The sequence below is a fragment of the Lacinutrix sp. C3R15 genome (assembly GCF_018860825.1).
In the GTDB taxonomy this organism is placed as follows: domain Bacteria; phylum Bacteroidota; class Bacteroidia; order Flavobacteriales; family Flavobacteriaceae; genus Oceanihabitans.
The window spans coordinates 306,931-320,644 of sequence record NZ_JAHKPZ010000015.1; the positions used below are offsets into that span (position 1 = coordinate 306,931).

A 13,714-nucleotide genomic window follows, 5' to 3' on the forward strand; every position below is an offset into this window, starting at 1 on the left:
TACCTTTGCAATTCAAAATTTAAAATAGGTTATGAGCTTACAACAAGATATAATGACAGCTATGAAAGCTGCAATGAAATCTAAAGATCAAACAGCATTAGCTGCTTTAAGAGCAGTAAAATCTGAAATACTTTTAGCACAAACAGAAAGTGGATCTAAAGAAGAAATAACAGAAGATCAAGAAATAAAAATCTTATCTAAACTAGTAAAACAGCGTAAGGATAGTGCTGCTATTTTTACAGAACAAAATAGAGCAGATTTAGCAGAATCAGAATTAGCACAAGCAGAAGTTATTAGCCAATTCTTACCAGCACAATTAAGCGAAGCAGAAATTGAAAAGGTAGTTGTAGAAACCATTGCAGCAACAGGAGCAGCAGGAATGAAAGATATGGGGAAAGTTATGGGAATGGTTAACCAAAAACTTGCAGGTCAAGCAGATGGTAAAACAATTTCTACTATTGTTAAGGCTAAATTGTCTTAAAAAATGGCATTGCGAGGAGTAAAACGACAAAGCAATATGTTTAGTAGAATGCTAAGGTTAATTATTAACTGCAATTAAATAAATTTGATTCCTGCTTTCACAGGAATTATGGCCTCGTAGTTCAACTGGATAGAATATCAGATTTCGGCTCTGAGGGTTGGAGGTTCGAACCCTCTCGAGGTCACGAATAAACAAAAACCGCAAACTTATAAATTCAAGTACCCTTGATTTAAAGTTTGCGGTTTTTGTTTTCAAAGCGGAGCTTTAGAGTAAAAACAAGCAAAGAGCAGTTTACACTTTGTCTTATATCGAATCCAGATCAATACAACTTATTTTTATCTAAGCTGCTTAACATCAAATAATTTTGTACATTTAAGTTCTCCCAAAGGCATCAGCATTAATTTTGTTGATACTGAATAAAACAACAAAATAGCAGGATGGTATATGTATACTGTCATAGATTATTATTGATTTTTTTTAGCAAAAACAGAAAAAAAATTGTTGTAAATTATTACTCCGTTTCTTGTAATTAAACTTTCCTGTTTTTTAATTAAATCAATAGTCATTATTCTAAAAACTATAGTGATTAATTATGAGTGCTGTTTCCTGTAAAATAAAACATGAATACTTTAATTATAGACTAGATAAGAGTGTTTATCTAACTTTAAGAAAAGTAACAAAACAATTAATAAATCTATATGATATTATTAATACAAGCCAAATAACCTTATCTAAACCATTTATTAAAGGAGATGTAAATGAGTCTTTTCATGAATCAAAAAAGGTGACTCTGCAAAATGGGGAGCATGCAATAGTCCTTACTTACAAAGCGCCTTTAAAGCTACTTGCATTATCAAAATATCAATTTGATTTGGTTGATGTACAACATGAAATGTCTAAGAAAATTTTAAGCTTACCTGCTCTAAGCTCTGCGCATATTCGTGTTATTACCGAAAATGAAATCCAAAAAAAAATAGCACCAATATATATTTATCTATAAGATGTCAAACTAATAATATACAAGAGAATGACAGCAAAATATAAAATACCAGGAGTTTATGTAGAAGAAGTAAAGGCTTTTCATAATTCTATACTTCCTGTACCAACAGCTATTCCTGCATTTGTTGGTTACACTCCTCAGGCTTCCTTTGAAGGAAAATCGTATTATAATGTACCTAAAAAAATTACATCCTTTGCCGATTTTAAAGCAATATTTTGTTATCCTGATGCACCAGAACCAGCAACTCCAATAAAACAATATAATCCAGAATATTATCTAGTAAAGCAAAAACATAAACCAAATAAAGGTAGCTACATAACAATTGCTGGTGAGTTCTATGCTATAGTGCCAGATCCTAATACTATATATTATATGTATAATAGCATCCAGTTGTTTTACGAAAATGGAGGAGGAGATGCTTATATTGTTTCTGTTGGAACCTATGGTTCACCTTCAAAAAAACCAATGCATCCAGAGGAGAAAATTGTAAATGCTAATGTAAAATTAGACGACTTACAAAACGGCATTGCTTTGTTAAAAAAAGAACAGGAGCCAACCATGTATATCTGTCCAGAAGCTACTTTACTTTCTGTAGCAAATAATGGAACACTTATGCAGTCTATGTTATTTCAAAATTCAGAAATGCAAACAGCAATTAGTGTTTTTGATATTATTGGAGGAGACAAACCAGATCCTATTCTTTTTACTGAAGATATTGAAGTTTTTAGAAACAATACTGGTGCAAAAGGATTAAGCTTTGGTTGTGCGTATTATCCTTTTATAGCAACCGCCACAATGCTACAGCAGGATATTGATTTTACCAATTTATTTGGTGGAGACATTACATGTTTAGAAGCATTGTTAAATTCGCCATCAGCTCCAAATGAAATTGCAGCAGAAATTTTAAAAACAATTCAGAATATTAACGAATCAGACTTAACTATTGCGCAACTTAACACAGCATTATTAGCTGCAAGTAATACCTATGCCGCAATTATAAAAAAGGTGTTAGCAGCGGTGAATATGCTTCCGCCAAGTGGAGCAATAGCTGGCGTTATTACAACAACAGATAATCAAGTAGGTGTATGGAAAGCACCAGCAAATACATCTATAGTTGGTGCTGTTTCCTTGCCTATTAATCTTACAAGTGCTAATCAGGAATATTTAAATGTAGATGCGGTTTCGGGTAAATCTATTAATGCGATTCGATTATTTAACGGATTAGGAATTTTAATTTGGGGAGCAAGAACATTAGATGGTAACAGTAATGAATGGAGGTATATACCAGTTCGTAGAACACTTATTTTTTTAGAACAGTCTTGTACACTTGCTACAAAAGCTTTTGTTTTTGAACCCAATAATAGCAGTACTTGGCTAGTTGTAAAAGAAATGATAAGTAATTTTCTATATTCTATATGGAGGCAAGGTGGCTTACAAGGTGCAAAACCGGAAGATGCTTTTTTTGTAAGATGTGGTTTAAATGAAACCATGACTAATCACGATATTTTAAATCATATTATGATTGTAAATGTTGGAGTGTCTGTGGTACGTCCTGCTGAATTTATTATTTTTTCATTTCAACAGAAAATGGCACAAAGTAGTTAAGCATTAATAGTATAGGTGTAAAAAAGGGAGTGCCTATCTAGATGGTTTGTTTACATTGTGCTATAAACGTATACAGTACAGAATAAGTATTCTTTAATAGATGCAGTTTTGTTTTCTAAGCTATTATTTTCTTGTAGATGTAAACCATTACACGTACATTGGGAGTATTAATTTTTTAGATAAAATTAATTAAAGCCTACTTGTACTTTATGACCAACTTTTTATTTCTACTACAAACAAGCACTGAAAATCCTGCGTCTATAAAAATATTTACCGTTTTTTTTATTGTATTTGGCGTTTTAGTAATTGGTAGAGGCTTATTTAAATTTGTAGAAGGTTTTTATGTAGATTTTATTGCTAAAAAGCCTTTGTTTAGGCATTTGTATTTGTTTACTAATGACCTGAATTCAAATCAAAAAAGAATATTAGAAAAGCAATTTAATTTTTATACGCGCTTAGATAGTAAGCAACAAAAGTATTTTAGGCATCGTGTCTATAAATTTATATCTCATGTAGAATTTACCGGAAAGGAAGGTCTAGAAATAAATGATGAAAAGAAAACACTAGTAGCAGCAACTGCTATAATGCTTACTTTTGGGTATCGTGATTATGCCATTAACTTGGTAGACAAAATATTAATTTATCCCACTGTTTTTTATTCTAATCTAGATAAAAACTATCATAAAGGGCATTTTAATCCAGGATACAGAGCTGTAATATTATCCTGGGAAGATTTTGTACATGGACACAAAATAAAAGACGATAACTTAAATCTTGGCATTCATGAATTTGTACATGCACTACATTTAAGCTATCTAAGCTCTAAAAATAATAATGATATTAGTGCACATATTTTTACTAGTAGTTTAGAAGCGTTACATGCCTATATACAATCAAAAGTAAATCTTAGATTAAAGATGGAAAATTCAAAGTATTTTAGAAGCTATGCTTTTAAAAATGATTTTGAATTTACAGCAGTAATCATCGAGAATTTTATTGAAACTCCAAATGAATTTAAAGCCCAATTTCCTAATGTTTATAGGCATGTAAAGCAAATGCTGAACTTTAATTTTACTGGCTATTAAGAATTAGCAAGTTTCTTTAAATTAGCAATAGTAGCAGTTTGGTTTTCGCTTTTAAAAACATGACTTCCTGCAACAAAAACATCTGCACCAGCTTTTACTAGTTTTTCTATGTTTTTGTCTGTTACACCTCCATCAATTTCAATTCTGGTATCTAAACCTTGGTCGTCAATCATTTTTCTGAGTTTCTTAACTCTGGCGTAGGTCATTTCTTCAAATTTCTGGCCACCAAACCCTGGGTTTATAGACATTAATAAAACCATATAGCATTTAGGTAAAATGTCTTCTAGAACCGAAACAGGAGTAGTTAAGTTTAAAACCACACCAGCTTTACAACCAGCATCTTCAATTTGTGTAAGCGTTCTATGTAAATGCACTGTAGATTCATGATGCACGGTAATAATATCTGCACCTACTTTAGCAAATTCTTCAATATAACGCTCTGGTTTTTCAATCATTAAATGCACGTCTAAAGGTTTTGTTGCATGTTTTTTAATAGCTGCAATTACAGGCATTCCGTAAGATATGTTAGGTACAAAATGACCATCCATTACGTCAATATGAAACCAATCGGCATCACTATTATTAACCATTTCTGTATCGCGTTGTAAGTTGCCAAAATCTGCGGCAAGCATTGAAGGTGCTATTAATTTAGTAGCCATTTTTAATTGTTTTTGTGTTGTTTGCGCAAAGCTAGTGTTTTTTATTATTTAGGGCTTAATAGCTCTTCAATAATTTGCGAAAATAAGGAGCTGTTTTCTATTTCATTGTGTTCTAAATTAGCAACGTAAGTTTGTAAACCATAAAGCGCATCTATATGATCTATAACCGCATAACCAGTATCAAAGCCTTTAAAGCTTAGGGCAGAAATAGGTTTGTTTAAAAGTTCTACAATGTTAGAGTGCCTAGAGTCTTTTTTTATTTTTTCAAAAAGCATATCTAAAAGAATAGCTTCGCCTTCTAAAATTTGAAAAAATGTATCCTTTTTTTTAACTAAAACACCTGTAATGTTTTTGCTATTATTGTTGGTTTGTGTTTGGTTAAATAATATTTCAAAATCCATTATTTTTAGTGTGGATTTGATCTTGCTTTTATACGATATAGTTTTTAACATGTTTCAATGTAATACTATTTTTTAAAACATTCATCAAGTAGTAGAAAAGGGTATAAATGAATGAACCCAGAGTAATCAGCTCTGGGTTCTTTCATCAATCAAAAAACGAACAGTTATGAAATACTCAATCTCTTAAGTATAAACTGTTTGTTACTGTAATTTAGTTGTAATTATAATAAACTACTATCCTAAATAAGTTTTTAATATTTTACTTCTAGACGTATGTTTTAATCTACGTATTGCTTTTTCTTTAATTTGTCTTACACGCTCACGAGTTAAATCAAAGGTTTCTCCAATTTCTTCTAAAGTCATAGGGTGTTGGTTTCCTAAACCAAAGTATAATCTAATAACGTCTGCTTCACGAGGTGTTAGTGTTTCTAAGGCACGTTCAATCTCTGTACGTAAAGACTCGTGTAATAAATCTTTATCAGGATTTGGTGACTCACCAGAGTTTAATACATCATATAAGTTAGAATCTTCACCTTCTACTAAAGGCGCATCCATACTTACGTGACGACCAGAATTTTTCATAGACTCCTTAACATCGTTAATAGTCATGTCTAATTCTTTTGCAATTTCCTCTGCACTTGGTGGTCTTTCATGTGCTTGTTCTAAAAAGGCAAACGTTTTATTAATTTTGTTAATAGAACCAATTTTGTTTAAAGGTAAACGTACAATTCTAGATTGTTCTGCTAATGCCTGTAAAATAGATTGTCTAATCCACCAAACAGCATAAGATATAAATTTAAAACCACGAGTTTCATCAAAACGCTGTGCTGCTTTAATAAGACCTAAATTTCCTTCATTAATTAAATCTGGTAATGTTAAACCTTGGTTTTGGTATTGCTTAGCTACAGATACAACGAAACGTAAATTAGCCTTTGTCAATTTCTCTAAAGCAACTTGATCACCTGCTTTAATACGTTGTGCTAATTCTACTTCTTCGTCTGCTGTAATTAAGTCAACTTTACCAATTTCTTGTAAATATTTGTCTAATGAAGCGGTTTCTCTATTGGTAACCTGCTTGGTAATTTTAAGTTGTCTCATCTAATGTTCTCGTGTAAAATTTGTGTGAATAAAACGTTCTATATAGTTATACGTAGAAAGAGAAGAAAATGTTACAAAAAACTTTACTTTATTTTTTTTGCGTTACTTTTTGCATGTATCTGCTAAGTTATAGCATTAGAATAAAGTAGTGTACAAAACCTTATAAGTAGCAAAAAGTCAGGCTCTCACTACTCGCTCTCTTTGAGGAGCTCAAACATGTCGTTCCATCCTTAACGCGCTTACTCGGTTGGCTTACTCAAAATGTAAACACAGGCGTTTTAATAGCTAAAGCCTAACTAATAACATTTTTTTTAAATTAGATATTGGTTCTAATATGGCCATCGCCAAATACATAATATTTGTTTGTCACCAATTGTTTTAAACCTAATGGTCCACGATGGTGTAATTTATCGGTACTTATGGCTAATTCTGCACCAACTCCCATTTGTCCACCATCTGTAAATCTGGTAGAGGCATTGTGGTATACAGCAGCACTATCTACCTGTTGCATAAATTTTTCTGCTTGCTTGGTGTCTTCCGTTAAAATAGCTGCCGAATGACCTCCAGAGTATGTATTAATCATATTTATAGCAATATCTTCATTAGCAACTTCGGCAATTAATAGTTTCATTGCTAAAAACTCTTCATACCAAATATCTTCAGTTTCCATTTTATTTTCATCAGGAAGAATGTTGCTTATTTTTTCATCTACCACTAAATCAACATGTAGTTTTTTTAAAATAGTCTGCAGTTCTTTAACTTTCTTTTCGTAATCAGGAATAGCTTTGTCTATTAATACTTTATCTAAAGCATTACATCCAGAAATTTTATCGGTTTTTGCGTTAACAATAACCTTTATGGTTTTTAACCAATCGGCATCAGGAGCAACGTATAAAAAGTTATTTCCTCGTCCGCTTATTAATACAGCACAAGAAGCGTGATCTTTAACAAATTTTATTAAACGCTCACCTCCTCTAGGTACTATTAAATCTATTTTCTCTGGTGGGTTTTTTAAGAATTCTTGTGTTTCTTCACGTTGTAAATGTAATAGTTTTATCCAATCTTTAGAAAGGCCGTTTTCTTCTAATGCTTCGTGCCAGCATTTTTCAAGAATAAGATTACTGTTTATGGCTTCTTTACCACCTTTTAGTAATATTTTATTATTGGCTTTAAAGGCTAAAACAGCAGCTTCAATAGTTACATCTGGTCTAGATTCATAAATAATCATGATGGTACCAAAAGGAGCGCTTTTGTTTTCAATTTTTAAACCACTATCTAGTGTGATACTTGAAATAACCTGTTGCACAGGGTCTTCTTGATTTTTAACCTCTTCAATAGCGTTAATCATGCCATTAACTTTAGCTTCATCAACAATAAGCCTGTCGTATAATGCTTTGTCGTCTTTACTAAAAGCATCTAAATCTTTTTTGTTTGCTGTTATAATGTTACTGCGTTCTCTTTTAATAATTTTCATCATCGATTGCAGTACTTTATTTTTAATTTCGGTATTTAATAATTTCATAATAATTTTTTAGTGAATAAATTTTGTTCCCACTTTTTTATTGTCAATAATATCAACAATAACATTTTTACGTTTACCATTGGCAATGTAAGTAGGAATATCTCTTTTTGCTGTGCCTTTGGCAATTTTAAGCTTTGAAGCCATACCTCCACGTCCTTCGCCTTCTTTTTTGTTATTAGCTTGCACGTATTGTTCTACATTTTGGTCTACGGTTACTTCTGTAAGCTTTTTAGAATTTTCATCATCTGGGTGTCCAGTATACAGACCGTCTGTATCTGATAAAATGATTAATCGGTCGGCATCTAATAATTTAGCAACCAAACTAGCTAGCTCATCGTTATCTGAAAACATAGACATGGTAAGAGATACTGCATCATCTTCATTGGCAATAGGTACTACTCCTTCAGCGAGTAAACCTTCATAGCAATTAATCATGTTTTCACGATGTTTTCCTTCGTCAAAATCTCTTTTTGTAGCCAATACTTGTCCGCAGCGCATACCATAATCGTAAAAAATACTATAATAATGACGCATCATACGTGGTTGCCCTACAGAAGAGTATACTTGTCTACGAACAGCTATGTCTTTTATATCTGTTTCTCCAAGTACTTCTTTTCCTGCAATTGCAGCACCAGAGGATACTAAGATTACCTGAATGTCACGTTCGTATAATTCTGCAATTTGCCTAACTAACTCTCTAAGAACAGGTCCTAAAATTCTATTATCTTTATTGGTAAGTACATTGGTACCTACTTTTACTACTATTCGTTTTATATCGTTATCCATAAATTATTTTTCTTCTCCTAATTCTACAGCTCTATCAAATGCGGCATAAGCGGCGTCTTGAATAAGCTGTTTTACATTATTATCATCCATGGAGTCTATTGCTGCCTGTGTAGTTCCTCCTTTAGAGGCTACTCGGTTTATCCATGATTCTGGTGAAATATCCGATTGGTTAAACAGTTCAATAGCACCTTCAAAAGTATTACTTACTAATACTTTAGAGTCGTAGTCTGAAAAGCCCATTTTTAGAGCAGCATCCATCATAGATTGCATAAAGTAAAACACGTATGCTGGTCCGCTTCCAGAAATTCCTGTAGAAGCATCAATGAATTTTTCGGTTTTTACATATATAGAAGTTCCTGTAGTACTTAATAGGTTTCTAACCATAATAAGTTCTACTTTAGAAACCGCTTCAGAATCTGTGTAAGAGGTAACCCCTTTACCAACCTTTGCAGGTAAATTAGGCATTGCTCTTACTATTTTTTTTGCTCCAAGTTGTTGTGCAATAGTTTGAATAGTAACACCAGCCATTAACGATACAAATAATTGTTGCTCGTTAATAAACGGTTTCATGTTTTTAAATAGTGCTTCGCTGTGGTATGGTTTTACAGCTATAAAAATGATGTCTGCCTTTGGTAAACAATTTTCTAAGTTATCAAAAACAGTAAATTGTGGTTGTTTGCTTAATGTTGTAATCTTTTCAGGATCTGTATCAAATATCATTAAGTTTTGGCTTCCTAATAATGGCGATTTTGCCATTCCTTCAGAATACGTTAAACCCATATTTCCAGCTCCAATTACTAATACTTTCATGTTTTATATATATTGTTTGGTCTTAATTACCACAAGGACTATACATAAGTGCCAAAACGAAGTATGGATTTAAAGAATTGCGAGATTCTAAATAAAAATGCGTAAAATATTGAGATATAATAGGTATATAGCTATTTGTTTGTGAAAGTGAAAATTTAAAAAAAGCACATAATTAGAGAGCTGACATGCTGTCGGTGACAATTTGGGGGATTTGCATAAAAAAAGACTTCAAAATTACATACTATACACAATTGTAGTAGTTAAATATTGAAGTCTTAAATTCTTAAAAAGGAAAGGAGTTTATTTTTTTTCAGGCAAACCACGAGTTAACCAACCACTTCTACTAGCTGTTGCAATTGCATAAGGTGTAATCCAGAATAGACCAAAAGTATATAAAATACTGTAAGGGTATGCCCAAAAACCTTGTGTTGATTTATAGCGATTTGTAAAGAATGCTAATGAAAAAGTAGAAAGTATTAATATGCTAACTAAAGTAGAACCTAAGAAAAGTAAGGGATGTGTTAATACAAAGAATAACATAAAAAATAAAAAGGGATAGCTCATAATTAATCGAGCAGAGTGGCTAATAAATAATAGGCGAGTTCCTATTTTTTTACCAGATCTAAAGTTGGTGAAAACATATTTTGCCATTTCTAGATTTTCACGCACATTACTACGTCCCCAACGTATAAACATTTTGTATAAGCCTAAATACTCTTCAGGTACATTGGTATAGGCAACTGCATTTTTTTGAAACAGCACATGTTCTCCTTGTTTTAAAATCATATTGGTCATGGCTCGATCTTCACCAATATCTGAAGGAGTTCCCATAAAGGTTTGGTTTATCCATTGTGGTAAACATTTAGCAACTGCAGTACTTCTGTAAGCTGCTAGTGCTCCAGGTGTGCATAGTACAGAGTTTAAATTGCTTTCTGCAGAGCGTACAAATTCAAAACTCATTACAAAACTTACATCTAGCATTTTAGGAAGCATTTCTTTTTTATTATTTAAAACTCTAATGTTTCCTGCAACAGCACCACATTGTGGGTTGTTTACAAATGGGCTAACTAAATTTCTAAGTGTGTCTTCTGTAACTATAGAGTCACTGTCTACTGTAATAAAGATCTCTCCTGTGCCAATATTAAAACCTCTGTATAAAGCATGACGCTTGCCTTTGTTTTTTGGTTGTTTAAGTATTTCTAATCTGTTGCCCAGTTTTTCTTTAGCGTCTAGCATCCATTTCCAGGTATCATCTAAACTGCCATCATCTATGGCTAAAAGTTGTAATTTATGTTCTGGATAATTACTTTTTGCTAAGCTCATTAATGTATGCCATACTTGTTTTCCTTCATTATATGCAGGAACAATTACGGTACATGTTGGTAATTTATTGTCTGTTACAGATGCAACAGGTTTGTATTTTATATAGTTATATGCTGTGTAAATAAAAAATAAGACCTTGTATGCAAATAAAGTAGTAGCAATAGCTATAAAGGTGAAGCCTAATGTAGACTCTTTTAAGAATGCATTGAATTTTTCAAAGTCATTGTGAAAAATAGAGAAAAAATAAACACCTATTAAAATAAAGAAGAAGGTGCTTAATAGTACAATTCTGTTTTGTGGGTTTTGTGTTTTTCCGTTAGTATGTAATATAGAACTTAAAAGCTTGTTGGATTTTTTAGTTTTAGATTTTAATTTAGTGGCTTCGTGTAGTTTTGTTTGCATAAATCTTGTTGTTAAGTTTTTACTTACAATAGGATTTACGTGTTAATTGTTTGTTTAGATGTTTGTGTTTTCTTTTTTAAGAAAATATTATGTTTTTAAAATATTAAGTGGTTGAAAATGCAGTATTTGTAATTTTGTTTTTTTATAAAAAATAAGTTGTAGAAAATAACAAACCCAAATAGAAATACATCTACTTGGGTTTGTTTTTATAATTAAAGAAAATAATTTTCTTATTTATCTCCTCTAGGTTTTCTGTCGTCACGTCCGCGATTATCTCTACCTTTATTATCACGTCCACCAGAACGTTTATCATCTCTTGGTGGTCTTGCAACATAACCTTCTGGTTTTGGTAAGATAGCTTTTCTAGAAACTTTTTCTTTTCTAGTTCTAGAATCTATACCAAAGTATTTTACGTCAAAAACATCACCCATGTTTACAACATCAGATACATTTTCTGTACGTTCCCAAGCTAATTCAGATACGTGTAATAATACTTCGTTACCAGGAGCTTCTGTATATTCAACAACAGCACCAAAGTCAAGCATTTTAATTACTTTAACTTCATAAATGCTACCAACTTGAGGCTTAAATAATAAAGAATCAATTTTAGCCATTACAGCATCAATACCTTTTTTACCAACACCTAAGATTTCAACAATACCTTCTTCGGTCACTGGATCTTCGTTAATAACAATAGTAGTTTCTGTTTCTTTTTGCATTTCCTGAATTACTTTTCCACCAGGACCAATTAAAGCACCAATAAATTCGTTAGGAATACGTCTTGAAACCATCGTTGGAGCATGGTCTTTAACTTCTTCGTTAGGCGTATCAATAGTGTCTGTGATTTTACCTAAGATGTGTAAACGACCTTCACGAGCTTGTTTTAAAGCGTTTACAAGAATTTCGTAAGATAATCCTTTTACTTTAATATCCATTTGACAAGCTGTAATACCGTCTGCAGTACCAGTTACTTTAAAATCCATATCTCCTAAGTGATCTTCATCACCTAAAATATCAGATAATACCGCGTATTTTCCAGAATCAGCATCAGAAATTAATCCCATTGCAATACCAGAAACAGGTTTCTTTAATTGTACACCAGCATCCATCATTGCCATAGTACCAGCACATACAGTTGCCATAGAAGAAGAACCGTTAGATTCTAAAATTTCTGAAACCACACGTACCGTGTAAGGACAATCCTCAGGAACCATACCTTTTAAAGCGCGTTGTGCTAAGTTACCATGTCCTACCTCACGACGAGATGTTCCACGAATAGGTCTAGCTTCTCCCGTTGAAAAAGGAGGGAAGTTATAGTGTAAATAGAAACGCTCTTCACCTTCATAAGATGGCATATCTATTTGGTTAGCTTCTCTACTTGTACCTAAAGTAACTGTAGCTAAAGCTTGTGTTTCTCCACGAGTAAAAATAGAAGAACCATGTGTAGATGGTAAATAATCTACCTCACACCAAATTGGTCTAATGTCTGTAGTTTTACGACCATCTAAACGTAAACCTTCGTTTAATGTTAAATCTCTAACAGCAGCTTTTTCTGCTTTAGAGTAATATTTTGAAATTAAGCTACCAAAATCTTCTTGTTCTTCTTCAGAAAAAGAAGCTTTAATTTCTTCTTTTATTTCTGCAAAAGCAGCACCTCTTTCATGTTTAGAAGAACCTGCTTTAGCAACAGCATACACTTTATCGTATGCCATGTCGTGAATTTTTTTAGCTAAGTCTTCGTCTGTTCTTTCTGGTTCGTATTCACGAACTTCTTTTTTACCAAATGCTTCGGCTAATTTTACTTGAGCAGCACATTGTACTTTAATAGCTTCGTGTGCAAACTTAATAGCTTCAGTCATTTCTTCTTCAGAAATCTCGTCCATTTCACCTTCTACCATCATTACAGAATCGGCAGAAGCACCAATCATCATATCGATATCAGATTCTGCTAATTGTGCTCTTGTTGGGTTGATTATGAATTCACCGTTTACACGACCAACTCGAGCTTCAGAGATAGGACATTCAAAAGGAAAATCGGATAATTGAATAGCAGCAGAAGCGGCTAAACCTGCCATAGCATCTGGCATAACATCATCATCATGAGACATTAATTGAATCATCACTTGTGTTTCTGAGTGATAATCTTTTGGGAATAATGGACGTAAAACACGGTCTACTAAACGCATTGTTAATACTTCACCATCACTTGGTCTTGCTTCTCTTTTAAAGAAACCTCCAGGATAACGACCTGCAGCAGCAAACTTTTCTCTGTAATCTACCGTTAGTGGTAAAAAGTCAACGTCTGATTGTTTGTAGTTGGAAACCACTGTACATAATAACATACATTTTCCAGATTGCACAACAACGCTACCATGCGCTTGTTTTGCTAATTTTCCGGTTTCGATAGAGATTTCTCTACCATCTCCTAGGTCTATGACCTCTTTAAAAACTTTTGGAATCATAAATTTTTTAATTCTAATTAAACATTGGTAGTTGTGTTGTGTAGTTGTTGTGTGACCAATGAAAAACTGTAATTAGCTTC

General features: G+C 32.6%; 12 protein-coding genes and 1 tRNA gene. 5 read left to right on the forward strand and 8 right to left on the reverse strand.

The window, feature by feature from the left end; all coding sequences use genetic code 11:
• The first annotated feature begins 31 nt into the window (after positions 1–31).
• The 5 genes from KO494_RS06780 to KO494_RS06800 all read left to right on the forward strand — a co-directional run bounded on the left by KO494_RS06780 (position 32) and on the right by KO494_RS06800 (position 4,171).
• Entirely contained in the window at positions 32–481 is a 450-nt protein-coding gene (locus KO494_RS06780; RefSeq protein ID WP_215966838.1) for a GatB/YqeY domain-containing protein, read from the forward strand.
• A 110-nt stretch (positions 482–591) separates the two neighbouring features.
• Positions 592–665, forward strand: a tRNA-Arg gene (locus tag KO494_RS06785).
• A 408-nt stretch (positions 666–1,073) separates the two neighbouring features.
• The gene (locus tag KO494_RS06790; RefSeq protein ID WP_215966839.1) at positions 1,074–1,481 is read left to right on the forward strand and encodes a hypothetical protein; all 408 of its coding nucleotides are present in this window, start codon (positions 1,074–1,076) and stop codon (positions 1,479–1,481) included.
• A gap of 27 nt (positions 1,482–1,508) precedes the next feature.
• Complete coding sequence (locus KO494_RS06795; RefSeq protein WP_215966840.1) at positions 1,509–3,086, forward strand: phage tail sheath C-terminal domain-containing protein; 1,578 nt, start codon at positions 1,509–1,511, stop codon at positions 3,084–3,086.
• A 209-nt stretch (positions 3,087–3,295) separates the two neighbouring features.
• Positions 3,296–4,171, forward strand: a complete 876-nt coding sequence (locus KO494_RS06800) for a zinc-dependent peptidase (protein ID WP_215966841.1) — start codon at positions 3,296–3,298, stop codon at positions 4,169–4,171.
• Here KO494_RS06800 and rpe read toward each other — a convergent pair.
• The 8 genes from rpe to KO494_RS06840 form a co-directional block, all read right to left on the reverse strand.
• Positions 4,168–4,830 (reverse strand): ribulose-phosphate 3-epimerase, encoded by a 663-nt coding sequence (gene rpe / locus KO494_RS06805; RefSeq protein ID WP_215966842.1) that lies wholly within the window; start codon positions 4,828–4,830, stop codon positions 4,168–4,170. The genes KO494_RS06800 and rpe overlap by 4 nt on opposite strands.
• A 44-nt stretch (positions 4,831–4,874) precedes the next feature.
• Positions 4,875–5,282 carry a BLUF domain-containing protein gene (locus tag KO494_RS06810; RefSeq protein WP_215966843.1) on the reverse strand — a complete coding sequence of 136 codons (408 nt, stop codon included), beginning with the start codon at positions 5,280–5,282 and terminating at the stop codon, positions 4,875–4,877.
• 183 nt (positions 5,283–5,465) lie between these two features.
• Complete coding sequence (locus tag KO494_RS06815; protein ID WP_072349917.1) at positions 5,466–6,329, reverse strand: RNA polymerase sigma factor RpoD/SigA; 864 nt, start codon at positions 6,327–6,329, stop codon at positions 5,466–5,468.
• 316 nt (positions 6,330–6,645) lie between these two features.
• Positions 6,646–7,851, reverse strand: a complete 1,206-nt coding sequence (locus KO494_RS06820; protein ID WP_215966844.1) for a glutamate-5-semialdehyde dehydrogenase — start codon at positions 7,849–7,851, stop codon at positions 6,646–6,648.
• A gap of 9 nt (positions 7,852–7,860) precedes the next feature.
• Positions 7,861–8,637, reverse strand: coding sequence for a glutamate 5-kinase (gene proB, locus KO494_RS06825; protein ID WP_215966845.1), 777 nt, complete (start codon positions 8,635–8,637; stop codon positions 7,861–7,863).
• A gap of 3 nt (positions 8,638–8,640) precedes the next feature.
• The gene (gene proC, locus KO494_RS06830; protein WP_215966846.1) at positions 8,641–9,447 is read right to left on the reverse strand and encodes a pyrroline-5-carboxylate reductase; all 807 of its coding nucleotides are present in this window, start codon (positions 9,445–9,447) and stop codon (positions 8,641–8,643) included.
• A gap of 300 nt (positions 9,448–9,747) precedes the next feature.
• Entirely contained in the window at positions 9,748–11,172 is a 1,425-nt protein-coding gene (locus KO494_RS06835; protein ID WP_215966847.1) for a glycosyltransferase, read from the reverse strand.
• Between the two features lie 230 nt (positions 11,173–11,402).
• Positions 11,403–13,634, reverse strand: a complete 2,232-nt coding sequence (locus tag KO494_RS06840; RefSeq protein WP_215966848.1) for a polyribonucleotide nucleotidyltransferase — start codon at positions 13,632–13,634, stop codon at positions 11,403–11,405.
• Between the last annotated feature and the right edge of the window lie 80 nt (positions 13,635–13,714).

What these genes read in the sequence shown, in the direction of transcription:
- KO494_RS06780 (WP_215966838.1), top strand. Translation starts at nt 32, where the DNA reads ATGAGCTTACAACAAGATATAATGACAGCTATGAAAGCTGCAATGAAA.
- KO494_RS06790 (WP_215966839.1), top strand. Translation starts at nt 1,074, where the DNA reads ATGAGTGCTGTTTCCTGTAAAATAAAACATGAATACTTTAATTATAGA.
- KO494_RS06795 (WP_215966840.1), top strand. Translation starts at nt 1,509, where the DNA reads ATGACAGCAAAATATAAAATACCAGGAGTTTATGTAGAAGAAGTAAAG.
- KO494_RS06800 (WP_215966841.1), top strand. Translation starts at nt 3,296, where the DNA reads ATGACCAACTTTTTATTTCTACTACAAACAAGCACTGAAAATCCTGCG.
- rpe (WP_215966842.1), bottom strand. Translation starts at nt 4,830, where the DNA reads ATGGCTACTAAATTAATAGCACCTTCAATGCTTGCCGCAGATTTTGGC.
- KO494_RS06810 (WP_215966843.1), bottom strand. Translation starts at nt 5,282, where the DNA reads ATGTTAAAAACTATATCGTATAAAAGCAAGATCAAATCCACACTAAAA.
- KO494_RS06815 (WP_072349917.1), bottom strand. Translation starts at nt 6,329, where the DNA reads ATGAGACAACTTAAAATTACCAAGCAGGTTACCAATAGAGAAACCGCT.
- KO494_RS06820 (WP_215966844.1), bottom strand. Translation starts at nt 7,851, where the DNA reads ATGAAATTATTAAATACCGAAATTAAAAATAAAGTACTGCAATCGATG.
- proB (WP_215966845.1), bottom strand. Translation starts at nt 8,637, where the DNA reads ATGGATAACGATATAAAACGAATAGTAGTAAAAGTAGGTACCAATGTA.
- proC (WP_215966846.1), bottom strand. Translation starts at nt 9,447, where the DNA reads ATGAAAGTATTAGTAATTGGAGCTGGAAATATGGGTTTAACGTATTCT.
- KO494_RS06835 (WP_215966847.1), bottom strand. Translation starts at nt 11,172, where the DNA reads ATGCAAACAAAACTACACGAAGCCACTAAATTAAAATCTAAAACTAAA.
- KO494_RS06840 (WP_215966848.1), bottom strand. Translation starts at nt 13,634, where the DNA reads ATGATTCCAAAAGTTTTTAAAGAGGTCATAGACCTAGGAGATGGTAGA.